We start from the raw sequence: 26,566 nt of genomic DNA, 5'->3' as shown, positions 1-26,566 counted from the left end.
GAGGCCGATTCAACGCGTGAGCAGCGGCCATCGCGCGAGGATGCGGTAAGGCATTCCCGGCCGACTGTCGACCAGTACGAAGTCGCGCACCGGCCATCGCACGACAGGCGGCGTGAGCGGCGGCACTGCTGCACGCGCCTTGCGCCGGACCGTCACGTGCGGGACGAATCCCGCTTCCCTCTGCATCGACAATTTCGGCGCCAGCGCCTGCATCAGCCGCTCATGCAGTGCCAGCAGGCCGGCGGGCACCACGCCCGGACCCAGCCACAGCACGTGGTTTCCGGGAAAGGCGCCGACCCGATCGAGCGACAATTCGAAGGGCTCCACGCGCATCGATGCGCCGGCCACCATGGCCGTCGACAGTACCGACTGCGGCAGCGGGCGGAAGTCGCCAAGGAACAACACCGTCAGGTGGTAACTCTCCGGCGCGGTGACCCGGCCACCGGTCGCGTCGTCAAGCAGCGACGCGGCCTGCGCGATCGAGGAGCGGACGGCATCGTCTGGCCAGAGCGCGAAGAACAGACGATGTGGCGCAGCAATCGCGAGATTTCCTGGTTCCCGTGCGTCCGCTGGATGGCTCATTGCGACTCCACCATGCCGGCAACGGATCGATCAGGGTTCCAGCGCCGACCAGCGCGCGTAGGCGGCATCCAGCTGCGCCTGTGCATCGGAAACCGCCTTGCCATGGGCAGTGATCGCCGCGCTGTCGCGCCGATAGAAGTCCGGCGAGTTCATCTCCTCGGTCAAGCCCGCGATGGTCGTTTCGAGCGCCTCGATGCGACCGGGCAGCTGTTCGAGCTCGCGCATTTCCTTGTAACTGTGCTTTCGCGGCGGGCTGCGCCCCGATGCGGCGGCAGGCGACTTCGCACCAGCCGAACTGCTGCCCGCCGATGCTGCCTGCACGCGTTGGCGCAGCCAGTCGCTGTAGCCACCGACGTATTCACCGACACGGCCGGGTGCGCCGTCCTGCATGACCATCGTCGAGGTCACGACGTTGTCGAGGAAATCGCGATCGTGGCTGACCAGCAGCAGCGTTCCCGGATACTCGCCCAGCAGTTCCTCGAGCAGTTCGAGCGTCTCGACATCCAGGTCGTTGGTGGGTTCGTCCATCACCAGCAGGTTGGACGGCTGCGCGAACAGGCGCGCCAGCAACAGGCGGTTGCGCTCGCCGCCGGACAGTCGCGTGATCGGCGCGCGCGCCCGCTCGGGCGTGAACAGGAAGTCCTGCAGGTAGCCGAGCACATGCTTGCGACGACCACCGATCTCGATGAATTCGCGCCCCTCGGCGACGTTCTCGATGGCATTCCAGTCCTCGCGCAGCGTCGCCCGGTACTGGTCGAAATATGCCACCTGCAGCTGCGTGCCGATCCGCACGTCGCCGGAGTCGGGCTGCAGCTCGCCCAGCAGCAGCTTCAGCAGCGTGGTCTTGCCGCTGCCATTCGGGCCGATCAGGCCGATGCGGTCGCCGCGCAGGATCGTGGTGCTGAAGTCGCGCACGATGACCTGCCTGCCATGGGCGAAGCATAGGTCCTTGGCCTCGATGACCTTCTTTCCGGAGGCGCCGGCCTGGGCGGTTTCCATGCGCACGTTGCCGGTCTGCGCACGCCGTGCCGCGCGCTCGTTGCGCATCGCTTCCAGCCGGCGCACGCGGCCTTCGTCGCGGGTGCGGCGCGCCTTGATGCCCTGCCGGATCCAGACCTCCTCTTCCGCCAGACGCTTGTCGAAACGGGCCGACTCCTGCGCCTCGGCATTCAGCCGCTCCTCGCGGCGACGCTGGTAGTTGGCCCAGTCGCCGGGCCAGCTGGTCACCTGTCCACGGTCGATCTCGACGATGCGCGTCGCCAGCGCGCGCAGGAAGCGCCGGTCGTGGGTGACGAACACCAGTGCGCCCAGCCATCCTTTGAGGAAGCCCTCCAGCCAGTCGATGGCCTCGATATCCAGGTGGTTGGTCGGCTCGTCGAGCAGCAGCACGTCGGGCGCCGACACCAGCGCGCGCGCCAGCAGCACGCGACGCTTCATTCCGCCGGACAGGCGCGCGAACGGCGCCTCGCCGTCGAGTTGAAGACGCTCCAGCACCTCGTTGACGCGCTGGTCGAGCGACCAGCCGTGAGCCGCTTCGATCAGCGCCTGCACCCGCGCCAGCGCATCCATGTCGACCGGATCGGCATGGCTGAGATGGTGGAATTCGGCCAGCTGCGCGCCCAGCTCACCCAGTCCAGCCGCGACGACGTCGAACACCGCGCCCTGGGCGTCGGCAGGCACTTCCTGTTCGAGCCGGGCGATCCGGCCGGCGCCACCCGCCCCGCGACCTTCGACCAGGATGCGGCCGTCGTCCGGCTTGAGGTCGCCGGCCAGCAGCTTGAGCAGGGTGGATTTGCCCGCGCCGTTGCGCCCGATCAGCGCGATGCGCTCGCCGGACTCGATGGACAGGTTCACGTGGTCCAGCAACAACGGTCCGCCGACGCTGAAGTCGACGTCCTGCAATGTGATCAATGACATGTGCGTAGTCTAGCCGCCCCATTCCAGCCGGCGCCGTCGCGGTGTACGCTTTCGCTTCCTTTCCCGGCAATAACCAACGCGGAGCGCGACATGAGCAAGGGCATGGACCAGAAGAAAACCGAGAAAAAGAAGCCCGAGAAGTCGCTGAAGGAAAAACGGGCGGCAAAGAAGGACAAGAAATCCGGCAAATAAGCCGGATTTCCTTTTTGACGCTGCCGGCGGCCCGGGCTCAGGAACTGCAGGACAGCATCGAGCAGCCGGCGCGGTTGCGGGCCCAGTCCGGCCGCTTGCCGGCAAACGCCTCGCAGCCGGGCTGGTCGTCGTAGGGTCTGCGCAGCAGGTCAAGCAATTCCGTGATGCCGGCGAAATCGCCTGCTTCCGCGCGATCGATGGCTTGCTGGGCCAGGTAGTTGCGCAGCACGTAGCGCGGATTGGCCAGCCGCATCCGCTCGACACGGTCCCGAGGACTCGCACCACGTGGGTCTTGCAGGCTGCGGGCTGCGTATCGCCCGAGCCAGTCGATGAACGCGGGCTCGGCCGCGGCTCGTTGCCCGTCGTCATAGAAGGCGCCGACCAGCGGAGCCATGGACGGCGCGTGCAGGTCGATATCGGACAGCGCGCGGAAGAAGATCGTCATGTCGGCTTCGGACGACTGCAGCAGCGCGTGCAGATCGTCCATCAGTGCGACGTCCGCATCACGGCAATCCTGCAATCCCAGCTTGCGCGCGATGCTGTCCCGATCGGCCGCCGCGTAGGCATCGGTATAACGCTGCAGTCCGGCGTGCAGCGGTGCGGCATCGTCGAACAACGGCGACAGGGCCTGGGCGAGCCGGGTGAGGTTCCAGTAGGCGATCTTCGGCTGCCAGCCGAAACGGTAGCGCCGTCCGTGCGCATCGGTCGTGTTCGGCGTCCAGTCGAGGTCGAAGTTGTCGATCCAGCCGTAGGGGCCGTAGTCGATCGTCAATCCCAGGATCGACATGTTGTCGGTGTTCATGACGCCGTGCACGAAGCCCACGCGCATCCATCCCGCCACCATGCGCGCGGTGCGTTCGCAGACCTCGCCGAACCATTCCGCATACGGCTGTCCGCCCGCGGCGGATGCCTGCAGATGCGGAAAATCGCGCGCGATGCAGAAGTCCGCCAGCTGGCGCAACAAGGCGACGTCGCCACGTGACGATGGCAGTTCGAAATTTCCGAAGCGGATGAACGACGGCGCGACGCGACACACGATCGCCCCCGGCTCCGCACGCGGATGCCCGTCGTAGAACATGTCCCGCACCACCTGCTCGCCGGTCATGACCAGGCTCAGCGCGCGCGTCGTGGGAATGCCGAGGTGGTGCATCGCTTCGCTGCACAGGAACTCGCGCACCGACGACCGCAACACCGCGCGCCCATCGGCGCTGCGCGAATACGGCGTCGGCCCCGCACCCTTGAGCTGCAGTTCCCAGCGCTCACCAGCGGCGTTGACGACTTCGCCCAGCGAAATCGCGCGTCCGTCGCCGAGTTGCCCGGCCCAATGTCCGAACTGGTGGCCGCCATAATTGGCGGCGAAGGGTTCCATGCCTGCCCACGCCGCGTTGCCCGCGAACACCTCGGCAAACCATGGCGACAGCACGTCGCTCTCGCTGAATCCCAGGCGCTGCGCCATGTCCCCGGACCAGGCGACCAGTTGCGGCGCGGCAACGGCAGTGGGCTCGACGCGCGACCACAACGCCCCATGCACCTGGCGGATGCCGGGGCCGGAATCAGGGTCGCCGGGCAGTTCGCGCAGGAATCTGTTGTCGAATCGCAGGGCGGGCAGATCGGCGTTCATGTCGGACCGGATGTCGGCCATCGACCTTAGCAAACACCGGCACGCTTGCCGGTAAGGGGCGCCGTCGCGTTCAAGCTGCGATCATGGGCGGATGAACGAAACGCTCCCCGACTTCACCGACCTGCCGCTGGATCCAGCCCTGTTCCAGGGACTGGACGCGCTCGGCCACGTGCGCATGACGCCGATCCAGGCACAAAGCCTGCCGGCACTGCTTGCCGGCCGCGACGTGATCGCCAAGGCGCCAACCGGCAGCGGCAAGACGGCGGCCTTCGGACTGGCCCTGCTGCACCGGCTGGATCCCGCGCAGATCCGACTGCAGGCGCTGGTTCTGTGCCCCACGCGCGAACTCGCCGACCAGGTCAGCAAGCACATCCGCAAACTGGCGACCGGCATCCCCAACCTGAAGCTGCTGACACTGACCGGCGGCATGCCGCTGGGCCCGCAACTGGCATCGCTGGGACATGAGCCGCACGTCGTCGTCGGGACGCCCGGTCGCGTGCAGGAACTGCTGCGCAAGCAGGCACTGGACCTGCGTGGCGTGCGCACGCTGGTGCTGGACGAGGCCGACCGCATGCTCGACATGGGGTTCGAGGAGCCCATCCGCGAAATCATCGGCAAGGCCCCCCGGGACCGGCAGACCCTGCTCTTCTCCGCGACCTATCCGGACCTGATCCGCGATATCGGGCGCAAGCACATGCGCGATCCGCTGGAGGTTTCCGTCGACGCCATCGCCGACCAGGCGGTCATCGTCCAGCAGTTCTTCGAAGTCGACCTCGCGCAGAAGACCGCGGCGCTGGCCGGCCTGCTGCTGGAACACAATCCCGACTCGGCGGTCGTGTTCTGCAACATGCGCCGCGACGCCGACGATGTCGCGGGATCGCTGGCACACATCGGATTCTCGGCAGCGGCCCTGCACGGCGACATGGAACAACGCGATCGCGACGAAGTCCTCGTCCAGTTCGGCAACCGTAGCTGCAACATCCTGGTGGCCAGCGACGTCGCGGCGCGTGGGCTCGACATCCAGGACCTCGGCGCCGTGATCAATTACGAGCTGCCGACCGATCCCGACGTCTACGTGCATCGCATCGGCCGCACCGGGCGCGCCGGGCGCACAGGGCTGGCGCTGAGCCTGGTCAGTCCGCGCGAGATGCCACGGGCCCTGCAGCTGGAAAAGATGCTGGTCGACAGCGGCCAGGGCGCGCTGCGCTGGTCGCGCCCGACGCTTGCCAACCTGAAGAGCTGCAAGGCGCCAGCCGCGCCGATGGCCACCCTGCGCATCGACGCTGGGCGCACCGACAAGCTGCGGCCTGGCGACATCGTCGGCGCACTGACCGGCGATGCGGGGCTGCGCGTGGAGGCCGTCGGCAAGATCGATGTGTTCGCGACGCGCAGCTACGTGGCCATCGCCCGGAACCAGGCGCAGCGGGCGCTGGAGCGGCTGCAGGCGGGGCGCATCAAGGGTCGCAACTTCCGCGTCCGGGCGCTGTAAGCCAGCGCCATTCGCGGTCGGAGCCACCAGGCGAGTGGCGATCGCGACGCCTCCGTCCGGCCCCTTGCCCTAGACTAGGAGCCTTCCACACGGAGACTGCCGCATGGCGAAGCCCAATTATTCATTCGAAAAGCGCCAACGCGAGATCGCGAAAAAGAAGAAGCAGGACGAAAAGCTGGCCAAAAAGCAGGCATCGAAGGATGTCGGCAACCCGCCGGGCACCCCCGCGCCGGACGAAACACCGCCGCGCAGCAGCTGAACCGCCCGCGGCGACGCGCCGGCACCTGCTGGCGCCTGCGACGGTGGCTGACCCCGTCGCGCGTAAACTAGTCGGCTTCTGTCCGGCCTCACCGGCCCCGATGAGAGTGCCATGAGCGCCGACCCCGCCGTTTCCCCGACCGACCCCATCCTCCCGCGATTTACCGATCTCGGCCTGCCTGAGCCGCTGCTGCGCGTGCTGGCGGACGTCGGCTACGAGTCGCCCTCGCCCATCCAGGCCGCGACCATCCCGCCACTGCTGCAGGGGCGCGACGTCCTCGGCCAAGCGCAGACCGGTACCGGCAAGACCGCCGCCTTCGCGCTTCCGGTGCTCGCCCGCCTCGATGCGTCGCTGACCAAGCCGCAGGCGCTGGTGCTGGCGCCGACCCGTGAACTCGCCATCCAGGTCGCCGAGGCCTTCCAGAAATACGCCACCCACCTGCCCGGCTTCCACGTGCTGCCGATCTACGGCGGACAGAGCTACGGCCCGCAACTGAGCGCGCTCAAGCGCGGCGTGCAGGTCGTGGTCGGCACCCCGGGCCGGGTGATCGACCACCTGGAACGCGGATCGCTGGACCTGTCGGGCCTGCGCTGCCTGGTGCTCGACGAAGCCGACGAGATGTTGCGGATGGGCTTCATCGACGATGTCGAAACGGTGCTGAAGAAAGTTCCGGCGACACGACAGGTCGCGCTGTTCTCGGCGACGATGCCCTCGCAGATCAAGCGCATCGCGCAGACCTACCTGAAGGATCCGGTCGAGATCGCGATCAAGTCGACGACCGCCACCGCCGCCAACATCCGCCAGCGTTACTGGATGGTCAGCGGCGTCAACAAGCTCGACGCACTGACCCGCATCCTCGAGGCCGAACCGTTCGACGGCATGCTCGTCTTCGCGCGCACCAAGCTCGGTACCCAGGAACTCGCCGAGAAGCTGGCCGCCCGAGGCCTGTCGGCCGCCGCGATCCATGGCGATGTCGAGCAGAAGCAGCGCGAGAAGATGATCCAGTCCCTCAAGGACGGACGCATCGACATCCTGGTCGCCACCGATGTCGCCGCGCGTGGACTGGATGTCGACCGCATCAGCCACGTGCTGAACTACGACATCCCCTACGACACCGAAAGTTACGTGCATCGCATCGGCCGTACCGGTCGCGCGGGGCGCAGCGGCGAGGCGATCCTGTTCGTGGCGCCGCGCGAACGCGGCATGCTCGGCGCGATCGAGCGCGCAACACGGCAGAAGATCGAGCCGATGCAGTTGCCCAGCGTCGATGCCGTCAACGAGCAGCGCGTCGGCAAGTTCCTCGGCAAGATCGGCGCCGCGTTGGAAAGCGACGACCTGTCGCTGTTCCGCGAACTGGTCGAGCGTTACGAACGCGAGCACGACGTCCCGGCTGTCGACATCGCCGCCGCACTGGCCAAGCTGGTGCAGGGCAAGACGCCGCTGCTGTTGCAGGCACCGCCGCCGGAACGTCCGCGCTTCGAGCGCGACGACCGCGCGCCACGCGAGCGCCCCGCCCGCGGCGAGCGTCCGCCATTCGAGCCGCGTGCGCCGCGACATGCCGAGCGCCAGTTCACCCCGCCAGCCACGCACCCGCGGCCGGCGCCGGGCAACGCGGGCGAAGCGCTGTTCGGCGACACCGCGCCAGCACCGCGTCCCGCGCGCGAAGCGCCGGAAGTCGGAATGGAGACCTTCCGCATCGAGGTTGGCCATGTGCATGGCGTGCAACCGGGAAACATCGTCGGCGCCATCGCCAACGAGGCCGACCTGGAGAGCAAGTACATCGGCCGCATCGATATCCGCGACGAGTACAGCCTGGTCGACCTGCCCGAAGGCATGCCGCGCGAATTGATGGAGTACCTGAAGAAAGTCCGCGTCGCCGGACAGGCTCTGCGCATCCAGCGTGCCGAAGTGGCCGACACCGAAGGCGGTCCTGCTCGTGGCCAGCGTCCGCACGTGGCTCACGGGCCACGGCAGCCAGGCGGCAAGCCCAATGCCGGTCCGCGCAAGCCGGATTTCAAGAAGGCGGGCAAACCCCGGCCTCCGCGTAGCTGACGATGGCAGTCAAGGCCACCGTCTTCCGCGCCGAATTGCAGGTCAGCGACATGGACCGGCATTACTACGCGACGCATGCACTGACGCTCGCGCGCCATCCATCCGAGACCGACGAGCGGCTGATGGTGCGCCTGCTGGCGTTCGCGCTGTATGCGGACGATCGGCTGGAATTCGGCCGCGGGCTGAGCAGCGACGACGAGCCCGACCTCTGGCGCAAATCGCGCAGTGGCGAGATCGAACTGTGGATCGACCTGGGCCAGCCGGACGATTCGCGCATCCGCAAGGCCTGCGGGCGCGCCGAACAGGTCGTCGTCATCAACTACGGCGGCCGCGCCGCCGATATCTGGTGGGACAAGATCGCGCCGTCGCTGTCGCGCTGCGGCAACCTCACGGTGCTGGACATCGCCGCGACGACAGTCGCCGAACTGGCCGCGCTGGCCGATCGCGGCATGCGCCTGCAATGCATGATCCAGGATGGCAACGTCGAGCTCTACGGCGAAGGCAGCAGCGTGACCGTGGAGCAGACCGTGCGCATGGCGCCGTCCGAACGCGTCTCCTGAGCCTGGCGTGGAGACGTTCGACGTCCTGGTCGCCGGTGGCGGCGCCGCGGGGCTGATGTGCGCACTGACCGCCGGGCGACGCGGCAAGCGCGTGCTCGTCATCGAACATGCGAACCGGGTCGGCAAGAAGATCCTCATGTCGGGCGGCGGCCGCTGCAACTTCACCAACACCGGGACGTCGCCGGAGAATTTCCTGTCGGCCAACCCGCACTTCTGCAAGTCCGCGCTGGCTCGCTACACGCCGGCCGACTTCGTGGACATGGTCCGCCAACACCGCATTGGCTTCCACGAGAAGGAACTCGGCCAGCTGTTCTGCGACGTCTCGTCCAAACAGATCGTCGCGATGCTGCTGGACGAATGCAGCGCGGCGAACGTGTGCATCCGGACCAGTTGCACGATCGATGGCGTGCGCCACGGTGACGATGGATTCCAGCTGGAGACCAGCAGCGGAACCATCGCTGCGCCGGCGCTGGTGGTCGCGACCGGCGGCCTGTCGATCCCCAGCATGGGTGCCAGCGGATTCGGGCACGGCATCGCGCGCCAGTTCGGGCATGCGGTATTGCCACTGCGCGCCGGACTGGTGCCGCTGACGCTCAGTGGCACGCACCAGGAGCGACTGGCCGACCTCAGCGGCGTGTCCGTCGACGTGGAAGCCCGCTGCAATGGCGCCGTTTTCCGCAACGCGATGCTGATCACCCATCGCGGCGTGAGCGGCCCGGCAATCCTGCAGATCTCGTCCTACTGGCAGCCGGGCGACGTGCTGGAACTCGACCTGCTGCCAGGCTCGGTTGCCGACGACTTGTTGCATCGATGGCGCGCGGAACGACCCGATGCCGAGCTGCGGACCATGCTCGCCGACGTGCTGCCCAGGCGATTCGCGCAGCGCCTGTGCGACGTGTGGTTTCCCAGCAGGCCGATGAAGCAATTCGACGCGCCGCAGTTGCGCGCGATGGCGCGACAGCTGTCCGCCTGGCCACTGGTCGCCAGCGGCACCGAGGGCTACCGCACGGCGGAAGTCACCCTGGGCGGCGTCGACACGCGCGAACTGTCGTCGACCACGATGGAGTCCCGGCGCGTCGCGGGGCTTTATTTCATCGGCGAGGTGGTCGACGTCACCGGGTGGCTGGGCGGATACAACTTCCAGTGGGCGTGGGCGTCGGGCCACGCGGCGGGATCCGCCGCATGAACAAATAGCCCGCAATAGAAGCGATATGCACGGGGCGTTGACATTGGCGTGTGCTTCCATCTGCACCGCGTTCCGGGACGTAGGAGACCAGGTTCGCCCACTGAACTCTCGGGAGCCGCATGTCCAATCTTCCATTCGCGCGACGCGCGCCCATCAGCACGGGCATTCCGGGGCTTGATGCGGTACTGGGCGGGGGATTTACTCCAGACCGCCTCTACCTGATCGAAGGCGTCCCCGGGGCGGGCAAGACCACCCTGGCCATCCAGTTCCTGCTCGATGGCGCGGCGCGCGGCGAACGGGTCCTGTACGTCAGCCTGTCCGAAACGCGATCGGAACTGCAGGAGGTGGCCGACTCGCACGGCTGGGCCCTGGACGGCGTCGGCATCCACGAATTCTCGACGTCGGACGAAAACCTCAACCCGGACGAGCAGTACACGATGTTCCACCCTTCCGAGGTGGAACTGAGCGAAACCATCCAGGCGATCCTGGAGGAAGTCGACCGGCAGCGACCCACCCGCCTGGTCTTCGACTCCCTCGCCGAATTGCGCCTGCTGGCGGGATCGCCGCTGCGCTACCGGCGCCAGGTGCTGGCACTCAAGCAATACTTCACCGGCCGCGGCTGCACGGTGCTGCTGCTCGACGACAGCGCGATCAGCGAATACGGATTGCACGTCCACACCATCGTCCACGGCGTGGTTTCGCTGGACCAGCTCAATCCCGAATACGGCGGCGACCGTCGCCGGCTGCGCGTGAGCAAATACCGCGGCCGGCGCTTTCGCGGCGGCTACCACGACTACCACATCCTGACCGGCGGACTGCAGGTGTTCCCGCGCCTGGTCGCCGCCGAGTACCGGCGCGACAGCGAGCACGAGACAGTCAGCAGCGGCCTGCCGGCGCTGGATTCGCTGCTGGGCGGCGGCCTGGATCGCGGCACCAGCACGCTGGTCGTTGGCGCTGCGGGCACCGGGAAGTCGTCGCTGGTCACGCACTTCATGATGGAAGCGGCCAACCGTGGCGAGAAGTCGGTGCTGTTCGCCTTCGACGAAAGCATCCATTCGCTGATGACGCGCTCCCAGGGCATCGGCTTCAACCTGCAGGACCACGTCGAATCCGGGATGGTGCAGCTGCAGGCGGTGGATCCGGCGGAGATGCTGCCGGGCGAGTTCGCGCAGGCCATTCGCCATGCCGTCGAAAACGATGGCGTGCGTTTCGTCGCCATCGACAGCCTCAACGGCTACCTCAATGCGATGCCCGAGGAACGCTTCATGATCGTGCAGCTGCACGAGCTGCTGACCTACCTTGGCCAGCTGGGCGTAGTGACCTTGCTCGTCAGCACGCAGCCCGGACTCATCGGTCCCATGGCGCAGGGCGTGGATGTCAGCTACATCGCCGACGGCGTCATCCTGCTGCGGTATTTCGAGGCGCATGGCGAGGTCCGCCAGGCGATTTCGGTCCTGAAAAAACGCACCGGCCTGCATGAGCGCTCCATCCGCGAGATGCGGGTGGGCGCCAGGGGCATCTCGATCGGCGAACCACTGCGCGAATTCCAGGGAATCCTCACCGGCGTTCCGCAGGAGCGACAGGTCGCCGGGAACAATGCGGTCGCGAAGAGCGAGGATGCGGTCGCGTGATGAGCCAGGGCCCGCGCGATCCCGACCAGCGCCTGTTGATGCTGTTGGCAACCGGACGCGACGCCACTATGACGCGCGACGTCCTCGCCCAGGCCGGCATCGACGCCGAGGCGTGCGCGGGAGCCCAACAGCTTGCCCACGACCTGGCGATGGGCGCGGGCGCGGTCCTGGTCTGCGAGGAAGCCCTGGTGGCTGGCGCGCATGCGACCCTCGCCCGCCTGGTCGACAACCAGCCGCAGTGGTCGGACCTGCCGGTGATGGTGCTGACGCGGCGCGGAGCGGATTCGCCCGACGTCGGCGATGCGCTCGAACAACTCGGCAACGTCACCCTGCTGGAGCGTCCGCTGCGCCTTGCCACCCTGATCAGCACGGTGCGCACCAACCTGCGTGCGCGGCAGCGCCAGTACCAGATCCGCGACCAGTTGATCGAGCAGGAACTCGCCCGCGCCGAATTGGCCGAGGTCGCCCGGCGCAAGGACGAATTCCTCGCGATGCTCGCGCATGAACTGCGCAATCCGCTGGCGCCCATCCGCAACGCCCTGCACCTGCTGGGAGCGGACCAGGACCTGGATGCGGCGGCGCGTGCGAATGTCCGCGCGATGATGGAGCGGCAGGTCAACCACATGGTGCGACTGGTCGACGACCTGGTGGACATGTCGCGGATCTCGCGCGGCACCATCGAACTGCGACGCGCACCCACGCCGTTGGCGGCGGTGATCCGCAACGCCGTGGACGCGAGTGCACCGCTGGTCGAGGCCGGCAGGCATACGCTCACCCTGGATGTCGACGACCAGCTTGTCGTCGATGCGGACCCCGTGCGGATCGCGCAGGTGTTCGGCAACCTGCTCAACAACGCGGCGAAGTACGGCGACCCGGGCGGCAACATCCACCTCAGGGCCGTGCGCGAGCAGGATGATGCCGTGGTCAGCGTCGTCGATGACGGCATCGGCATCGAACCGGCGATGCTGCCGCACGTCTTCGAATTGTTCACCCAGGAACGCCGCTCACAGCATCGTGCGCAGGACGGGCTTGGCATCGGGCTGACGCTGGTGCGCACGCTGGTGGAGATGCACGGCGGTCGCGTGGATGCCAGCAGCAACGGACGCGGTCGCGGCGCCGAGTTCGTCGTGCGACTCCCGCTCGCGGTCAAGGGCGACGCGATCACTGCCGTACCCCGTCGCCGCGACAGCACCACGACAGGGTCCGACCCCAACGTGCGCATCCTCATCGTCGATGACAACCAGGACGCCGCCAACTCGCTGGGCATGGTCCTGGACATGCTGCGGATCGACAACCGCATCAGCTACTGCGGCAAGGATGCGATCGCGTTGATGGACGCATACGCGCCCAGTGCCGTCCTGCTGGACATCGGCATGCCGGGCATGGACGGTTACGAAGTCGCCCGGCAGATCCGCCTCGACGGCCACGACGACGTCCTGCTGGTTGCGGTCACGGGTTGGAGCCAGGTCGAGGATCGCCAGAAATCGTGGGCGGCGGGTTTCGACCACCACCTGAGCAAGCCGGTGGACCTCGACGGCCTGCAGGAGTTGCTGGCCAAGGTCGCATCCACCGCCGATCGCGAGCGACCCAAAGCTGCCACAGCGGCGCACTGAGTGATACCAGGGCGGCATGCAACGGTTGCCTCGTTATGATGGGCACCCCTCGCTGCAGCCTGCCGTCATGCCCGAGCAACCGCGCCAGTCACGCGTGGCCGTCATCGGAGGCGGTCCGGCTGGGCTGATGGCGGCGGAAACCGCGCGCGCCGCCGGTGCGCATGTCGATGTGTTCGAGGCGAAGGGCTCGGTCGGACGCAAGTTCCTGATCGCCGGCAAGGGCGGACTCAACCTCACCCACTCCGATGGGCGCGACGCGTTCGACGCACGCTATGGCAAGCGTCGCGATGCGGTTTCGGCATGGCTGGATGCGTTCGATCCACGGGCATTGCGCGATTGGGCGCGCGCACTGGGCGTCGACACCTACGTGGGGAGTTCCGGCCGCGTGTTCCCGCTGGATCGCAAGGCGGCGCCACTGCTGCGCGGATGGGTCCGGCGTTTGCGCGAATCCGGCGTGCAGTTCCACGTGCATCACCGCTGGATCGGCTGGGACGATGATGGGCTCTTGCGATTCGACACACCCGACGGTGCCCTCGCCATCGCCGCCGATGCCGTAATCCTCGCGCTGGGCGGCGGCAGCTGGCCGCAGCTGGGATCCGACGGCGCGTGGGAAGCGATCCTGCGCGCGCGCGGCGTCGACGTTGCCGAGCTGCAACCGGCGAATTGCGGGTTCGATATCGAATGGAGCGCGCACTTCGCCGGTCGCCACGCCGGCGCTCCGCTCAAGCCGGTCGTCGCGTACTGGACCGATGCCGAAGGCGAGCATGCCCTGCAGGGCGAATGCGTGGTCACCGCCACCGGAGTGGAAGGCAGCCTGGTGTATGCGCTGTCGGCGATGCTGCGCGACACGATCGCAACGTCGGGCAGTGCGACCCTGCAGCTGGACCTCGCGCCGGGGCGCACGCTGGAACGCCTGCGGGCGGACCTTGCGCAGCCGCGCGCTGGACGGTCGTTGTCCGAGCACCTGCGTCGGCAGGCGGGCATCGAGGGCGTCAAGGCCGGACTGTTGTACGAGGTCCTTGGCAAGGCCTGCGGCGAGGACATGTCGGCACTGGCCGATGCCATCAAGCGACTGCCGCTGACGCTCAAGCGCCCGCGTCCGCTGGCCGAGGCGATCAGCACCGCCGGCGGCGTACGCCTGGAAGCCATGGACGCCGCACTGATGCTGCAGCCGACCTCCGGCCAGCTGCCCGAAGGCGTGTTCTGTGCGGGCGAAATGCTGGACTGGGAAGCGCCGACCGGTGGTTATCTGCTGAGTGCGTGCTTCGCCAGCGGACGCCGCGCGGGGCGCGGCGCCGTGGATTGGCTCAGGTCGCGGGCTGCGGCTGCGGACCATCCACCAACGGCTTGAGCTGCGGATCAACCGCCACGCGCGCATCGAATACGAAGCAGCGGCCCTCAAAGCCGACCCCGCCGGCATTCTCGAAATATCCCAGGATGCCGCCGTCGAGTTGCGCGACATTGTCCATGCCGGTGCCGCGCATCCACAGCGCGGCTTTCTCGCAACGGATGCCGCCGGTACAGAAGCTGACGACGGTGGCGTCCTTCCAGTCGGCGCGATGCGGCTCGATCGCATGCGGAAGGTCGGTGAAGTTGTCGATCGGCAATGCGACGGCACCGGCGAACGTGCCGAACGCGACTTCCTCGCGGTTGCGGGTGTCGAGCAGCACCAGCCGGCGACCGGAATCATCGACGCCGCTGGCGATCCAGCGCGCAAGCGTGGGCGCATCCACCGTGGGTGCGCGACCGGACAGCGGCGATGCGTCGTCGCGACGGAAGGCGATGATCTCGCGCTTGACCTTGACCTTCAGTCGCGCGAACGGCTGCGCCTGGCTCCAGCTGTATTTCACCGGCAGCCCGACCATGCGTGGGTCGGTGCACAGCTCGCCGAGGAAACGCTGGACGCCGGCTTCGCTGCCTGCAAGGAACAGGTTGATGCCTTCGGCGGCGAGCAGCACGGTGCCGCGCAGGTCGTCGGCCAGCGCCCACGCGCACGCGCGTTCGGCCAATGCGTGCGGGTCGTCGATCGCGACGAAACGATAGGCGGCGATGTTGAGGATCATCCCCTATTTTACGGCGCGACGGCGTTCAGAACAGCGGCGGCAGGCCCATGTACGGCGCCAGGAACCAGTACAGTCCCAGCAGGACAAGCGCCCACATCACCAGTTTCAGCACCGCGCCGGCGACCTTGATCGCCAGGTACAGCGCGACGAGGACCACGACGATCCCGAGCCAGCTCACTGCACGCTTCCCGAAGCGTCGCGCGCGAAGACGATGCTGCAGCACGTGGTCGCGCCCTCGGCCTTCTGCAGCTCCGACAGGTCGACCGCGACCACGTCGATGCCGGCATCCTGCAGCCGCTGGCGCGTGCGGGGAAAGCACGCCGGATGCACCACGCCGGCGCCAACTCGCAGTGCATTCGCTGCGTGCTCCTCTTCCGGATCGACAATGACCTGTCGCAACCCACCGAAGACGGCAACGTCGACCCACGCCGGCTGGACCAGCAGCGTGCCGTCGGCGACCAATGTCGCCGCGGATTTCAGGTGCAGGCAGCCGTGCGTCGGAACGCCCTGGACGCGATAACCCAGCGGCTCCGCGATCTCCCGCAGGCGCGCGATGCCGGCGGCATTGGTGCGCGCGCCCTGCCCCACGAACAGCGTGCGATCGACCCGCAGCACGTCGCCCCCATCGATGGTGGCGTCGCCGTCGATCGTCCGGACCGTCCGGAACGTCCGGAACGCCCGCAGCGCGGCGGCAACCGATTCACCTTCCTGGCGACGCGATACGGCGCCCGGATGGGTCATGACGGCGACTTCGTCCAGCACCACGGCGACGTCCTCGACGAACACCGCATCGGGCATGTCCTCCAGCGCAGGCAGCGCGATGACGTCGCAACCGAGCATGCGCAACGTCCGGCAATAATGGGTGTGCTGCGCGACGGCGCGCTCGATGTCGATGGCGCTGCGCTGCACGAAGGACAATTCGCAGCGGGCCAGGCTTGGACTGACGTCACGGGTGATGGCGATCATCCGCGCAGCGTAGCCGAGGCGACGGGACCGCGACAAACCGCATGCCTGGTTACCAACGGCCGCCTTGTGGCCTCACGCGAAATGCCAGGCTGATGCGCGGGCCGACCGCCGCCGTCGTCTTGGGGATGCCGTGGTCGTACCGCGTCTGCGAGGCATGGCTCATCACCAGCAGGCTTCCCGCGTCCAGCTCCAGCCGCCAGCCGCGGCGCCGTGGCGGCATTCCCGATGGCTGCTTTTCGCGGATGTCCATGCGCCGGGTCGCGCCCAACGACAGCAGGGCGATCGGATGACCGGGCACGAGGCTGTCCAACTTGTCGTTGTGCGGGGCGACGCTGTCGCGCCCGTCGCGATAGTGGTTCATGCCGACATGGGTGAACGCCACGCCGAGGCCCTCCCCCACCGCGCGTGCGGCGTCATCCAGTGCCATTGGCAGCGGCTTGCTGCCATCGAGTGGAAAGCCTGCGGTCAGCCGCGGGATATCGACGACGCGGTCGTACATCGGCCGGCTGCCGCCGTGCCAGTCGACTTCGGCGCGCAGGCTGTCGAACCACCGCGTGGCGAGCATCAGGTCGACGAAACGCGGCCAATAGCGGATCCCGCCCTCGCCATCCTCGGCGAGCACGCGTGGTTCGGCGGCGAACAGTCCAGCCTGCGACATGCGACGAGTGTGGCCGGCGCGCGTCGCAGGCGATGCGAAAAACCAGCGTCGCCTTCAGCCAGCCGCGATCAGTGCGCGGGCTTGCGTCCGGACACCACCGGAACGTGCCAGACGGCGTACTGCGGGGACGTCCGGATGGCCTGCATCATGCGGTCGAAGTCGGCGGCGGCGGCCTGCGGCGTGCGCCCGGTGACGTTGGCCAGCGACGCGGAGTAACCGTCGCGCCAGGCGGCGATGATGTTGGCGAAGATGTCGCGCGGCACGCGCAGGGTATCGACGATCACGTAGTCCATGGCGACATCGTCGTAGCCGGCCGCCTGCAGCAGCGTCGGTGAATGCCTGCCGACGCGCCCGTCGCAGCCGATGCTCGCCAGGAAGGCGATGGCATTGCGGTTCCAGAACACGTCCGGATCGAACGATTCCGTTGCCGGGAAATGCAGCATGCCGTAGTCCTCGGACAGCAGGTGCAGCCAGCCGCCCGGGCGCAGCACGCGGGTGATTTCCGCCAGCACCTGCGGGAAATCAGGAACCGCCTGCGACATGTGCCGACACACGACGAGGTCGAAAGTGTCGGCGTCGAACGACAGGTCAAAGGCATCGCCCTGCTGGTAATGGATCCGGTCGGCCAGGTCGGCGCTGACGCGCTCGGCCAGCGCGAGGTTGCCCTCCAGGATGTCGACGCCGGTGACCTGCGCCTGCGGATAGCGGCGCGCCAGCCGGCGCGTGATCTCGCCAGTGCCGCAGCCCAGGTCCAGGATGTGCAGCGGCCCGGACAATGCGTAGCGATCGAACAGTCGTTCTTCCTGCGGCCAGATCGCCTCGGCCTGGTGCGACAGGTTGCGCACCATCGATTCGTCGCCCATCTGCTCGGCTTGCGGATTGCGGTTGCTCGTCACGCCTCGACTCTCCCTGGTATTGCCGATGCCCGATCCTCAGGCATGGTCGCTACGCACCGTCAGCAAGGCAAGCAGCGTCAGCACGCCGGCGGCCGACAGGTAATAGCCGACGGACTCCAGCCCGAAACGGGTGGCCAGCCAGGTGGCGACATAGGGCGCAAGCGAGGCGCCCAGGATGCCGGACAGGTTGAAGCACAGCGACGCACCGGTGTAGCGCACGGCGGTGGGAAACATCCCCGCCAATAGCGTGCCGATGGGGCCGTAGGTCAGGCCCGTCAACGACATGCCCACGGCGAGGAACACGAACGTGCCGACAAGGCTTCCGCCGATGAACAGGCTCTTGAAGGCGATGCCGAACACGATGATGGCGATCGTCGCCAGCACCATCGCGTTGCGGCTGCCGAAGCGCCCACCGATGTGGGCCGACAACGGGATCGTTGCCGCGAAGCAGAGCACCGCGGCCATTTCCAGCCACAGGAACTGCTCGCGCGAATAACCCAGGTGCGTGGTTCCCCAGCTCAGCGCGAACACCGACATCAGGTAGAACACGAGGAAGGTCGCGATCGACGCGATGGTGCCGGCCAGCAATGCGCGTGGATGGCGCGCGATGACTTCGCCCATCGGCAATCGCACGCGCTGCTGCTTCAGCAGTACATCGCGGAAAGCCGGGGTTTCACTGATCGACAGGCGGATCCACAAACCGGTGGCGACCAGCACCGCGCTGCCGATGAACGGCAGGCGCCAGCCCCATGCGAAGAACGATGCGTCATCGATCGTCGCCGTGAGGAGTAGGAAGGTCGCGGTCGCCAGGAAGAATCCCAGCGGCGCGCCGAGTTGCGGAAACATGCCGAACCATGCGCGCTTGCCCGGCGGAGCATGCTCGGTCGCCAGCAGGACAGCCCCGCCCCACTCGCCGCCCAGGCCGAGGCCCTGCCCCAGTCGGCACAAGGCGAGCAACACCGGCGCCGCGACACCGATGCTGCCGTAGGTCGGCAACAAGCCGATCGCGACCGTCGAGATGCCCATCGTCATCAGCGCGGCAACGAGCGTCGCCTTGCGTCCGATGCGATCGCCGAAGTGGCCGAACAATGCCGACCCGACCGGCCTTGCGAAAAACGCCAGCGCGAAGGTTGCCAGCGACTGCAGGATTCCCAGCGTCGGATCGCTGCCGGGGAAGAACAGTCGCGGGAACACCAGCACCGCGGCGGTTGCATAGATGTAGAAGTCGAAAAACTCGATCGTTGTCCCCACCAGGCTCGCGAACAGCACCCGGCTGGTGGAATTGGCGTTGGTCCCCGCCATCGCGATGCTGCTCATCCGTTCCCCTTCATGACGGTGGGCCGGCGTGCCGGTCAATAGATCCCCATGTAATCCTTCTTGCCGATGTGCACGCCGTTGTGGCGCAGCAACGCATACGCCGTGGTGACGTGGAAGAAGAACTGCGGCAGGCCGTAGGCGAGCAGGTAGGCCTCGCCTGAAATCGTCCTCGCCTTGGGCGTGCCGGGGCGCAGCACGATTTCGCGCTCTTCGCTGCCGATGAACTGCGATGGCTCAAGGCCCTCGATGAAGGCCAGCGTGCGGGCGATGCGTGCACGCAACTGGACGAAGGTCTGTTCGTTGTCCTCGTACGCCGGCACCTCCACGCCGACCAGGCGCGCCGGCACCGAACGCGCGAAGTCGCAGGCGACCTGCACCTGGCGCGCGAGCGGAAACATGTCCGGCGACAGGCGCGCCTGCAGCAGGGCGTCGGGCTCGATGCCCTTCTCCTGCGCATGCGACTGCGCCTTGACCAACAGGGCGTCCAGGCTGCCGAGCATCTGCAGGAAGACCGGTACCGACGCGGAATACATCGAGATCATCAGGGTTTCTCTCTTGGTTATGCCAATGAATGCCTGCCAACACGCACTTCCCGCTCATCAGGCTGGATCCGGCGGCTTCGTCGCGGCCTCGCCCACTGCCGGCTGAATGGGTCTGCCTCGCTCAGATGATGTTAAGTGGCCCGGCCGCGTAGTGCACCACAAGGCAGGAATGGCCTGCTCGTGACCCATGAGGATAGCCATGAACGTGTACACCGCCCGTCGCAACATTCTGGCCGCCACGGTCAGCAGCCTCCTGGCGCTGGGTTTCGCAACGCAGGCCAGCGCCCAGCAACACGTCCGCGAGCAGGACAGGACCGATCGCCACGAACAGGCGCTGACTCCGCAACAGCGGGCAGCGGCCCAGCGTGCGCGCGCCGCCCAGGCAGACGCGCAGGCCCGCAAGCAGGACGCCACGCGCGCCGCTTCGGCTCGCAACCAGGCCAACACCGAGCGCGGTGCGCAGCAGCGTGAGGAAACCCAGCGTCGCGTCACCGAACAACAGGCGGCACAGCGCCGCCAGGTCCAGGCGCACTTGCAGGATCGCCACGAGGAACAGGCGCGTCACCTGGACCAGGTTCGCGCCAGGCAGGACGCCCAGCGCGCCCAGCAGCTGCAGGAGCAGGCCGCGCGCCAGCGGACGTTGCAGCAGGCCCGCCAGGACCAGGGTCGACGTGAAGACGCCAATGCGCGACTGGCCAATCAACGTCGGGTTGCCGAGCAGCGTGATCGGCAGATGGACGGCCGGAATCGCGTGGTCGAGCAGCGTGCAATCGAGCAGCGCGATTGGCGCCGCCGCGACCAGGACCAGCGCGAGGCGATGCAGCGCGACCGCCAGTTGCGCCGATCGCACGAGCAGCAGGAGCACCTGATCGCACAGCAGCGGCAGCAGGCGATCAACTACCAGCGCTACCTGGCCGCGCGCCAGTCGGCGGCGCAACAGCGGGCGTACCAGCTGCAACGGGCCAACCGGATGGCGCAGTACCGCTACCAGCAGCAGTACTACGAGCGCCTGCGCCGCCAGCGGGAGCAGTTGGCCGCACGGCGATTCGACTACGCGAGCGACCCGTATTTCTATACGCCTGACACCTACCGGTACTCCTACGGCGGCAATGCGTACCAGACCAACCAGTACGGGGCGCAGATCCTGCGCCAGGCCGCCAACGAGGGTTACGCGGAGGGCATCCGCGCGGGTCGTGCCGATCGACAGGACGGCTGGCGTGCGGATTACCGCAATTCCTTCGCCTACCAGGATGCGAACTACGGCTACAACGGCTATTACGTGAGGCAGGAGGACTACAACTACTACTTCCGCCAGGGCTTCCGCCGCGGCTATTCGGACGGGTACGACCAGAACTACCAGTACGGCCGATACGACTCCGGCAATGACTCGGGCGTGCTGTTGCAGACGGTCCTGGGCCTGATCCTGAACCTGCAGCCGCTGGGCGGCTGACAGGCTCCAGGCGGCAACCCCAACAACGCCCGGTTCGCCGGGCGTTGTTCCTTGTCATGACGGTGCACGGGCACAACCCACGTAAGATGGGCGAGGCAGTCGTCCTTCCTGCCTCGCTGACCATCGGTCCGCACGCCTCCCATCCTCCGCTCCGGCGCGTCGCCGGTGCCACGCATTCCCGGGAGTCCCCACATGCCGCTCGATCCCTCCACGGAGCCGCCATTGCCGCTGTATGCGGGCGTGCCTGAGCAGGAGGATGACGACATGCGCGTCGACCCGACCGTGTCCTGCTCGTCCTGCGATGCGGTGTGCTGCCGTCTCACCGTCGTCGTCATGCCCGAGGACATCGTGCCAAGGCACCTGGTCGAGCGCACCGCGCAGGGGCTGGACGTGATGGCGCGCGACGAGGAAGGCTGGTGCGTGGCGATCGACCATCGGCACATGCGTTGCAGCATCTACGAGCAACGCCCGGGCATCTGCCGCAAGTTCGCCATGGGCAGCGCCTACTGCCGCGACGAACGTGAAACCTATCGGGACCAGGTGGCGCGCGGCATCCCGCTGACCGTCATCCACGATCGCTGACCGCGTTGCCGTGGCGACGCGATGCGCGCCCTGCCGGATATGCCTGGTGTCAGTGGTTCGCCAGCAACAGCGGTACCAGCGCGACCAGGCCCAGCAGGGCAATGATCGCCAACACGGTGAAGATGACGCGCGCCGGCTCGTGCTTCAGCACGCTGGCGAACGTCTCGGCGCTGCCGTCACGTACCGCTGCCTCGTGTTCGGCGCGTACCCGGGCGCGCCGCTCGAGCTGGTACGCCGCCATCAAGGTCTTCGCCCGTGCGACGTCGGCTTCGCTGGTGATCCAGATGCCACCATGGGAAATCCCCCAGCGACTGGGTCGGGTCTCGTAGAACTCGATGCCGTTTGCATCGAGCATCGCGCGCACGTCGTCTGCCTCGTCGGGCAGCACCATGCGCAGGTTGAGCAGGAGTCTGGACATGGCGGGAGTGTAAGGCCGCTGCCGCCCGCTCACACGCCGCGGTCCATATTGGATCCCGATCCTCGCTGCCGCTGGTCTCCATGGCCCCGATCCGCATCCTGACCTTGAACGTGAATGCCGGATTCGACATTGCGCGCCGGCGCTTCGTGCTGCCGGCCCTGCGCGATGCGGTCCGCGGCGTCGACGCCGACGTCGTGCTGCTGCAGGAGGTGCTGGGCCGCCATTCGGGCCATGCGCGCCGCCACCAGCAGTGGCCCGACGAGGCGCAACATGAATACCTGGCGCATGCCTTGTGGCCGCACCACGCGTACGGGCGCAACGCCGTCTTCGACGAAGGCGAACAGGGCAATGCACTGCTCTCCAGGTTTGCAATCACCACCGTGCGCAACCGCGACGTATCGATCGCGGGCCACGAGTCGCGAGGACTGCTGCACGCACAACTGCGTCTTCCCGGCGCCGACCTGCACGTGATCTGCACACACCTCGGGCTGCTGGAACGCCACCGGAGGCACCAGCTGTCATTGCTGCGCACGATCATGCGGGAAGAGATTCCCGACGATGCGCCACTTGTCGTCGCGGGCGATTTCAACGACTGGCGCGGCCACGGACACAAGTTGTTGCAGCAGTGCGGGCTGGATGAAGCGTTCCACGTGCACACCGGACGGCTTGCGCGGACGTTTCCCGCACGGCGTCCGCTACTGCCACTGGATCGCATCTACTTCCGGAACGCCACCGTGCGTTCAGCCGAAATCCTGTCGTCCCGACCGTGGTCGCATCTCTCGGATCACGCCGGGCTTGTGGCGGAACTCGCATTAAGCCAACTGCATGGCAAATGAACCATGGCTCGACGGCAACGATGACCCGCGCAAAAACACACTCGTTCGACACGCAACCCTGCAGCATGCATCGCAGCAGTGGTCTGTTTTCCAAGGAGAGTTGCAATGAGCGCCAATGAAAGCAGGGACATGAATCGAGATCCCATCACCGGCACTCCGGGTTCGCATCCGCTGGGCACCGGCGTGGGCGCAACCGGTGGCGCGCTCGCGGGCGCCGCCATCGGCTCGCTGTTCGGACCCATCGGAACCCTGATCGGTGGTGCCATCGGAACCATCGGTGGAGGCGCCGCGGGCCACGCCGTCGCCGAGCGCGTCGATCCGACGGGCGAGTCGGAATACTGGCGCACCGAATACAAGGCGCGTCCGTATTACAAGTCGAACTACGACTTCGATACCGACTACGCGCCCGCGTTCGCCTACGGCAGCGATGCCCGTACGCATTACGTCGGTCGCCAGTGGGATGACAGCCTCGAGAACGACCTCGCCAGGGGCTGGGACAAGGTCAAGACGAAGTCACGCCTGACCTGGCCAGAGGCCAAGGGCGCCGTTCGCGATGCATGGGAGCGCGACGACCGCACCTATCGCACCTATGAAGCCACCGATCGCTATTACGCGGAGCGCTTTGCCGCGACGAAACGCGATCCGCGCTACGACTACGAAACCGACTATCGCCCGGCCTATCGCTATGGGACCCACGCACGCAGTGCGTATCCCGGCCGGGCGTGGGACAACAGCCTGGAATCCGAACTTGCCAGCGGCTGGGACAAGGCCAGGGGAAGCTCACGCATGAGCTGGGAAGATGCCAAGGCGTCGATCAAGGACGCGTGGCATGGGTTGGAACGGGCAATGCCCGGCGATACCGATCGCGACGGGCTCTGATCCCGACAGGCATTGATTACGGAGCGATTCGAGACGGGCCCTTCGGGGCCCGCGTCATCGGCAACCACAAATTCCCATGCCTGGAGCGCTTGTCGCGAGGATAGCCCTTGTCCGCGTAACAGGCAGCGCTGCGCAGATGTCCGGTCAGGCCCTCAAGGAATCCTGCGACGACGTCGCCTCGGGTTCGGCAGGCTGGCGGCGATCCTTGCCAAAGTTGATACCAGTCAGTTCCGCCGACGTATCCGGCACGTAGGCACGCACGCGATTGCGTCCCTCGCGCTTGGCGCGATACAGCATCTGGTCCGCGTGCGACAGCAGCTTGTCCAGGTCGTAGCCCGACGTCGCACTGGAGCTGACGCCGAAGCTCGCGCTGATGGGGAACGTATAGCCGCTGGGCAGCGGATCGATGCGCGACAGGCGCACACGGCAATCCTCGGCCATGCGCGTTGCCGCCTTGAGGTCGTAGCCATGCAGGAGGATGGCGAATTCCTCGCCTCCGATGCGTCCAAGATGGTCGATTCCGCGACAGAGCTCCGCGCACACGTCAGCTACCCGCTTGAGCACCCAGTCGCCGGTGACATGGCCGTAGTTGTCGTTGATCGACTTGAAGTAATCCAGGTCGAACATCAGCAGCGAAACCGGTTCCCCTGCCGCCTTGCAGCGCGCCAGCGTCTTCTCCGCCTGCGACGTGTAATGGTGGCGATTGCAGATTCCGGTCAGCGCATCGGTCTCGGCCATGCGCCTGACGGACATCTGCATGCGCTTGGTCTTGTAGGCCCAATAGCCGATCGTCGCCGCCAGCAGGGCGAACAGCAGCATGTACAGCCGTGAGTTCTGTGCCGACTGCTGGTCGACCTGCTGCTGGAGTTGCAGGAGGTTATTCTTGCGGTTCAGCAGTTGGATCTGCTGGCCCTTCTGCAGGTTTTCATTTCGGACGATCTGGTACGCGAGCTCGCGTGTCTTGACCTCATTGAGGTAACCCTTTTCCGCGTTGGCAAAATGCTTGTAATAGGCAAGCGCAGTTGCGTAATCGCCCCGCCGCTCGGCAACCATGTACAGCGTCTTATAAGCGCTGACGACGGGAGGGGTATTTTCCAGATTGGGGGTTGGGGCCACAGCCGCCAACGCATTGGTTTCGGCGCCGGCAAGATCATTCATGCCGAGCTTCAATTCAGCGATCAGCGAGCGGATTTCGGCGATAAGCCGGGGGTAGTGCGTTGCCAGGACCTCGTCCAGATTGGCCTGTAAATCCACCAATGCCTCGGTCGAATGTCCTTGGACGATTCGCTTTCGCGCCAGCGTTCCGCGAATCATGTTGGCCATCATGACTTCGTTTTGCCCCTTGCACTGCGCGATTCCATCCAGCAACGGGGAATCATCAGCGGGCATCTGGTTGAGATGTAACTGTGCTTCGAACTTCAGGTAATGCGCAAAACACAAGATCCGACCGGTCGACGGAAATGGCAGGACCGAGTCGGCATAGCGCTTGGCGAGCTCGAATTGTCCAAGCTGGTTGTACAAAGTCGCTGCAGCGAGGAGGCCCTGTTCGCGCAACTCGCGGTCCTTGACCGCATCAAGCAACGACAGCGTCTGTTCCATCTGGCGCAGCCCTTCATTGAACCGACCGTTCAATGCGTAGCTGTTGAATACCAGCACGCCAGCTCGAAATTGGCGATCGGGGTCTGGGGCCAGCTCGATCTGCTGTTTAGCCAGACTCGCGCCCTTGTCATAGTTTCCGGAATAGACCTCCTGATATGCATTCAGGTAGCCGATATCGAGCCGTTGATCAGGGCTCGCCTGATCAACGTGTTGGTTCAGTTCTTGCAAGGTCTTTGCGAAAACCGCTGGCTCGGAACTTCTGGATTTTTCTGCGCGAACGATCAGCGTCCCAACGGACACGGGCTCACCCCACGACGGCGGCGAGCCAAGCATGATTGCAATAAGAACGAGAACGCGGGCGACGCGCGCAAGCATCGTGCAGTGCCTGGGAAACCTTAATTCGCGGATTCGTCCGGGAGCTCGTCGGGAATATCCTCGAACGGCTCATCTTCCAACGGCTGCTCCTCCGGCGCCAGCACCCCGAAGAACATCGTCGGCCGACCCCCCAGAATATCGTTGAGGGCAGCGGGATTTCTCTGCAGCAACGCCTTTCGATGCAGTTCGTCCACTTCCAGGCCAGCAACAGCGCCTTCGTAGTTGGCAGCACTCAAGGCATTGCTGCCCACTGTTTCAAGAAACCGGATTGCAGCTGACATGGTCTTATCCCCCTACAGAAATGGCCGAACGACTTGCGTCCGGTTTTCGAACTTGCGACAGGCGCCCTTCAGATCTCGTCGTCCTCGGCCAATACCGCGAACATCACCTGCTTCCTGCCGCCAAGAAGCTCATTCAATGCGAAGTGATCTCGACGCGCCAACGCCTGCCGTTCGTCAGCGCAAGCACTGATACTGGCAACGCTTGCAGCGTATTCAGCCGCCGACAACGACGGCCTGCTGCCCACGGCTTCAAGAAAGCGGATAACGGTTGACATGTTTGTCCTCTCCTGCAGTTGTTCTAAATAATTTAGTTACAAAATGGCGGCCCCCGAGAGGCCGCCATGTATTTCATGCCGCCAGAACCTGCGGCTGCTCCTCGTCTTCTTCCTCTGCCGCAAAGACACCAAAGAACACATTAGAACGCCCGCCCAGCAGATCGCTGAGGGCTGACTGATCATGGATCAACAACGCCTGCTTGTGGAGATTGTCCACATCAAGCGCCGCAACGCTTGCCGCATACTCAGCTGCCGACAGCTGCCGGGTGCCCATGGATTCAGGAAAACGGATGACGTTCGACATGTTTGTCCTTTGTTTTTGAACTT

At 66.3% G+C, this 26,566-nt stretch carries 27 protein-coding genes; 12 read left to right on the top strand and 15 right to left on the bottom strand.

The window, feature by feature from the left end; all coding sequences use genetic code 11:
* Positions 1–9: 9 nt before the first annotated feature.
* The 3 genes from thpR to GST15_RS02510 form a co-directional block, all read right to left on the bottom strand.
* Complete coding sequence (gene thpR / locus GST15_RS02525; RefSeq protein WP_159015692.1) at positions 10–582, bottom strand: RNA 2',3'-cyclic phosphodiesterase; 573 nt, start codon at positions 580–582, stop codon at positions 10–12.
* Positions 583–612: 30 nt separating this feature from the next.
* A complete protein-coding gene (locus tag GST15_RS02520; RefSeq protein WP_159015691.1) occupies positions 613–2,499 on the bottom strand; it encodes an ATP-binding cassette domain-containing protein in 1,887 nt (628 codons plus the stop codon).
* A gap of 229 nt (positions 2,500–2,728) precedes the next feature.
* The gene (locus GST15_RS02510; RefSeq protein WP_159016415.1) at positions 2,729–4,300 is read right to left on the bottom strand and encodes a protein adenylyltransferase SelO; all 1,572 of its coding nucleotides are present in this window, start codon (positions 4,298–4,300) and stop codon (positions 2,729–2,731) included.
* Positions 4,301–4,403: 103 nt separating this feature from the next.
* Between GST15_RS02510 and dbpA the strand changes: the two genes are divergently transcribed.
* The 8 genes from dbpA to GST15_RS02475 all read left to right on the top strand — a co-directional run bounded on the left by dbpA (position 4,404) and on the right by GST15_RS02475 (position 14,453).
* Positions 4,404–5,801, top strand: a complete 1,398-nt coding sequence (gene dbpA, locus GST15_RS02505; RefSeq protein ID WP_159015689.1) for an ATP-dependent RNA helicase DbpA — start codon at positions 4,404–4,406, stop codon at positions 5,799–5,801.
* A gap of 103 nt (positions 5,802–5,904) precedes the next feature.
* Complete coding sequence (locus GST15_RS12785; RefSeq protein ID WP_199268701.1) at positions 5,905–6,060, top strand: hypothetical protein; 156 nt, start codon at positions 5,905–5,907, stop codon at positions 6,058–6,060.
* Positions 6,061–6,171: 111 nt separating this feature from the next.
* Positions 6,172–8,112: a DEAD/DEAH box helicase gene (locus GST15_RS02500; protein ID WP_159015688.1), complete on the top strand. Its 1,941-nt coding sequence runs from the start codon at positions 6,172–6,174 to the stop codon at positions 8,110–8,112.
* A 2-nt stretch (positions 8,113–8,114) separates the two neighbouring features.
* Positions 8,115–8,672 (top strand): YaeQ family protein, encoded by a 558-nt coding sequence (locus tag GST15_RS02495; RefSeq protein ID WP_159015687.1) that lies wholly within the window; start codon positions 8,115–8,117, stop codon positions 8,670–8,672.
* A gap of 7 nt (positions 8,673–8,679) precedes the next feature.
* The gene (locus GST15_RS02490; protein ID WP_199268700.1) at positions 8,680–9,858 is read left to right on the top strand and encodes a BaiN/RdsA family NAD(P)/FAD-dependent oxidoreductase; all 1,179 of its coding nucleotides are present in this window, start codon (positions 8,680–8,682) and stop codon (positions 9,856–9,858) included.
* 119 nt (positions 9,859–9,977) lie between these two features.
* Entirely contained in the window at positions 9,978–11,489 is a 1,512-nt protein-coding gene (locus GST15_RS02485) for an ATPase domain-containing protein (RefSeq protein ID WP_159015686.1), read from the top strand.
* Positions 11,489–13,102: a hybrid sensor histidine kinase/response regulator gene (locus GST15_RS02480; protein ID WP_159015685.1), complete on the top strand. Its 1,614-nt coding sequence runs from the start codon at positions 11,489–11,491 to the stop codon at positions 13,100–13,102. The genes GST15_RS02485 and GST15_RS02480 overlap by 1 nt, the downstream gene beginning before the upstream one ends.
* Positions 13,103–13,169: 67 nt before the next feature.
* On the top strand, positions 13,170–14,453 hold the full coding sequence (locus GST15_RS02475; protein ID WP_159015684.1) for a TIGR03862 family flavoprotein: 1,284 nt from the start codon (positions 13,170–13,172) through the stop codon (positions 14,451–14,453).
* On the opposite strand, the gene GST15_RS02470 is transcribed toward GST15_RS02475, so the two are convergent.
* The 7 genes from GST15_RS02470 to GST15_RS02440 form a co-directional block, all read right to left on the bottom strand.
* Entirely contained in the window at positions 14,410–15,165 is a 756-nt protein-coding gene (locus GST15_RS02470) for a sulfurtransferase (protein ID WP_159015683.1), read from the bottom strand. The genes GST15_RS02475 and GST15_RS02470 overlap by 44 nt on opposite strands.
* 25 nt (positions 15,166–15,190) lie before the next feature.
* Positions 15,191–15,343, bottom strand: a complete 153-nt coding sequence (locus tag GST15_RS02465) for a hypothetical protein (protein ID WP_159015682.1) — start codon at positions 15,341–15,343, stop codon at positions 15,191–15,193.
* Positions 15,340–16,131 carry a dimethylarginine dimethylaminohydrolase family protein gene (locus tag GST15_RS02460; RefSeq protein ID WP_159015681.1) on the bottom strand — a complete coding sequence of 264 codons (792 nt, stop codon included), beginning with the start codon at positions 16,129–16,131 and terminating at the stop codon, positions 15,340–15,342. The genes GST15_RS02465 and GST15_RS02460 overlap by 4 nt, the downstream gene beginning before the upstream one ends.
* A gap of 49 nt (positions 16,132–16,180) precedes the next feature.
* Entirely contained in the window at positions 16,181–16,789 is a 609-nt protein-coding gene (locus tag GST15_RS02455; RefSeq protein ID WP_159015680.1) for an alpha-ketoglutarate-dependent dioxygenase AlkB, read from the bottom strand.
* A gap of 68 nt (positions 16,790–16,857) precedes the next feature.
* Positions 16,858–17,685 (bottom strand): class I SAM-dependent methyltransferase, encoded by an 828-nt coding sequence (locus GST15_RS02450; RefSeq protein ID WP_159015679.1) that lies wholly within the window; start codon positions 17,683–17,685, stop codon positions 16,858–16,860.
* Positions 17,686–17,721: 36 nt separating this feature from the next.
* Positions 17,722–18,993, bottom strand: coding sequence for an MFS transporter (locus GST15_RS02445; protein ID WP_199268720.1), 1,272 nt, complete (start codon positions 18,991–18,993; stop codon positions 17,722–17,724).
* A 44-nt stretch (positions 18,994–19,037) separates the two neighbouring features.
* The gene (locus tag GST15_RS02440; RefSeq protein ID WP_233263026.1) at positions 19,038–19,544 is read right to left on the bottom strand and encodes a DUF1993 domain-containing protein; all 507 of its coding nucleotides are present in this window, start codon (positions 19,542–19,544) and stop codon (positions 19,038–19,040) included.
* A gap of 199 nt (positions 19,545–19,743) precedes the next feature.
* On the opposite strand from GST15_RS02440, the gene GST15_RS02435 reads away from it, so the two are divergent.
* Both GST15_RS02435 and GST15_RS02430 read left to right on the top strand, forming a co-directional pair.
* Positions 19,744–20,994 (top strand): hypothetical protein, encoded by a 1,251-nt coding sequence (locus GST15_RS02435; protein WP_159015678.1) that lies wholly within the window; start codon positions 19,744–19,746, stop codon positions 20,992–20,994.
* 264 nt (positions 20,995–21,258) lie between these two features.
* Positions 21,259–21,576, top strand: coding sequence for a YkgJ family cysteine cluster protein (locus tag GST15_RS02430; RefSeq protein ID WP_159016411.1), 318 nt, complete (start codon positions 21,259–21,261; stop codon positions 21,574–21,576).
* 49 nt (positions 21,577–21,625) lie between these two features.
* Here the strand turns inward: GST15_RS02430 and GST15_RS02425 are convergent, their stop codons facing one another.
* The gene (locus GST15_RS02425; RefSeq protein ID WP_159015677.1) at positions 21,626–21,994 is read right to left on the bottom strand and encodes a DUF6164 family protein; all 369 of its coding nucleotides are present in this window, start codon (positions 21,992–21,994) and stop codon (positions 21,626–21,628) included.
* An 80-nt stretch (positions 21,995–22,074) separates the two neighbouring features.
* On the opposite strand from GST15_RS02425, the gene GST15_RS02420 reads away from it, so the two are divergent.
* Complete coding sequence (locus tag GST15_RS02420) at positions 22,075–22,830, top strand: endonuclease/exonuclease/phosphatase family protein (protein WP_159015676.1); 756 nt, start codon at positions 22,075–22,077, stop codon at positions 22,828–22,830.
* A gap of 105 nt (positions 22,831–22,935) precedes the next feature.
* Positions 22,936–23,709 (top strand): splicing factor U2AF large subunit, encoded by a 774-nt coding sequence (locus GST15_RS02415; RefSeq protein WP_159015675.1) that lies wholly within the window; start codon positions 22,936–22,938, stop codon positions 23,707–23,709.
* A 144-nt stretch (positions 23,710–23,853) separates the two neighbouring features.
* On the opposite strand, the gene GST15_RS02410 is transcribed toward GST15_RS02415, so the two are convergent.
* The 4 genes from GST15_RS02410 to GST15_RS02395 all read right to left on the bottom strand — a co-directional run bounded on the left by GST15_RS02410 (position 23,854) and on the right by GST15_RS02395 (position 26,543).
* On the bottom strand, positions 23,854–25,683 hold the full coding sequence (locus GST15_RS02410) for a sensor domain-containing diguanylate cyclase (RefSeq protein ID WP_159015674.1): 1,830 nt from the start codon (positions 25,681–25,683) through the stop codon (positions 23,854–23,856).
* A 20-nt stretch (positions 25,684–25,703) separates the two neighbouring features.
* Positions 25,704–25,964, bottom strand: a complete 261-nt coding sequence (locus tag GST15_RS02405; protein ID WP_159015673.1) for a hypothetical protein — start codon at positions 25,962–25,964, stop codon at positions 25,704–25,706.
* A gap of 68 nt (positions 25,965–26,032) precedes the next feature.
* Positions 26,033–26,239 carry a hypothetical protein gene (locus tag GST15_RS02400; protein WP_159015672.1) on the bottom strand — a complete coding sequence of 69 codons (207 nt, stop codon included), beginning with the start codon at positions 26,237–26,239 and terminating at the stop codon, positions 26,033–26,035.
* A gap of 73 nt (positions 26,240–26,312) precedes the next feature.
* Positions 26,313–26,543, bottom strand: coding sequence for a hypothetical protein (locus tag GST15_RS02395; protein ID WP_159015671.1), 231 nt, complete (start codon positions 26,541–26,543; stop codon positions 26,313–26,315).
* Positions 26,544–26,566: the final 23 nt, after the last annotated feature.

Origin of the sequence: Cognatiluteimonas profundi (genome assembly GCF_009792795.1) — a bacterium.
GTDB lineage: Bacteria > Pseudomonadota > Gammaproteobacteria > Xanthomonadales > Xanthomonadaceae > Cognatiluteimonas > Cognatiluteimonas profundi.
The sequence above is the reverse complement of the archived record's forward strand: the minus strand, read 5'-3'. Positions and strand labels throughout refer to the sequence as shown.

Excerpts from the sequence above, each read along its gene's own strand:
- GST15_RS02405 (WP_159015673.1), bottom strand. The coding sequence starts at position 25,964 with ATGTCAGCTGCAATCCGGTTTCTTGAAACAGTGGGCAGCAATGCCTTG.
- GST15_RS02400 (WP_159015672.1), bottom strand. The coding sequence starts at position 26,239 with ATGTCAACCGTTATCCGCTTTCTTGAAGCCGTGGGCAGCAGGCCGTCG.
- GST15_RS02440 (WP_233263026.1), bottom strand. The coding sequence starts at position 19,544 with ATGATCTCGATGTATTCCGCGTCGGTACCGGTCTTCCTGCAGATGCTC.
- GST15_RS02415 (WP_159015675.1), top strand. The coding sequence starts at position 22,936 with ATGAGCGCCAATGAAAGCAGGGACATGAATCGAGATCCCATCACCGGC.
- GST15_RS02455 (WP_159015680.1), bottom strand. The coding sequence starts at position 16,789 with ATGTCGCAGGCTGGACTGTTCGCCGCCGAACCACGCGTGCTCGCCGAG.
- GST15_RS12785 (WP_199268701.1), top strand. The coding sequence starts at position 5,905 with ATGGCGAAGCCCAATTATTCATTCGAAAAGCGCCAACGCGAGATCGCG.
- GST15_RS02420 (WP_159015676.1), top strand. The coding sequence starts at position 22,075 with ATGGCCCCGATCCGCATCCTGACCTTGAACGTGAATGCCGGATTCGAC.
- GST15_RS02395 (WP_159015671.1), bottom strand. The coding sequence starts at position 26,543 with ATGTCGAACGTCATCCGTTTTCCTGAATCCATGGGCACCCGGCAGCTG.
- GST15_RS02430 (WP_159016411.1), top strand. The coding sequence starts at position 21,259 with ATGCGCGTCGACCCGACCGTGTCCTGCTCGTCCTGCGATGCGGTGTGC.
- GST15_RS02435 (WP_159015678.1), top strand. The coding sequence starts at position 19,744 with ATGAACGTGTACACCGCCCGTCGCAACATTCTGGCCGCCACGGTCAGC.
- GST15_RS02520 (WP_159015691.1), bottom strand. The coding sequence starts at position 2,499 with ATGTCATTGATCACATTGCAGGACGTCGACTTCAGCGTCGGCGGACCG.
- GST15_RS02470 (WP_159015683.1), bottom strand. The coding sequence starts at position 15,165 with ATGATCCTCAACATCGCCGCCTATCGTTTCGTCGCGATCGACGACCCG.
- dbpA (WP_159015689.1), top strand. The coding sequence starts at position 4,404 with ATGAACGAAACGCTCCCCGACTTCACCGACCTGCCGCTGGATCCAGCC.
- GST15_RS02500 (WP_159015688.1), top strand. The coding sequence starts at position 6,172 with ATGAGCGCCGACCCCGCCGTTTCCCCGACCGACCCCATCCTCCCGCGA.
- GST15_RS02425 (WP_159015677.1), bottom strand. The coding sequence starts at position 21,994 with ATGTCCAGACTCCTGCTCAACCTGCGCATGGTGCTGCCCGACGAGGCA.
- GST15_RS02475 (WP_159015684.1), top strand. The coding sequence starts at position 13,170 with ATGCCCGAGCAACCGCGCCAGTCACGCGTGGCCGTCATCGGAGGCGGT.
- GST15_RS02480 (WP_159015685.1), top strand. The coding sequence starts at position 11,489 with ATGAGCCAGGGCCCGCGCGATCCCGACCAGCGCCTGTTGATGCTGTTG.
- thpR (WP_159015692.1), bottom strand. The coding sequence starts at position 582 with ATGAGCCATCCAGCGGACGCACGGGAACCAGGAAATCTCGCGATTGCT.
- GST15_RS02460 (WP_159015681.1), bottom strand. The coding sequence starts at position 16,131 with ATGATCGCCATCACCCGTGACGTCAGTCCAAGCCTGGCCCGCTGCGAA.
- GST15_RS02485 (WP_159015686.1), top strand. The coding sequence starts at position 9,978 with ATGTCCAATCTTCCATTCGCGCGACGCGCGCCCATCAGCACGGGCATT.
- GST15_RS02410 (WP_159015674.1), bottom strand. The coding sequence starts at position 25,683 with ATGCTTGCGCGCGTCGCCCGCGTTCTCGTTCTTATTGCAATCATGCTT.
- GST15_RS02495 (WP_159015687.1), top strand. The coding sequence starts at position 8,115 with ATGGCAGTCAAGGCCACCGTCTTCCGCGCCGAATTGCAGGTCAGCGAC.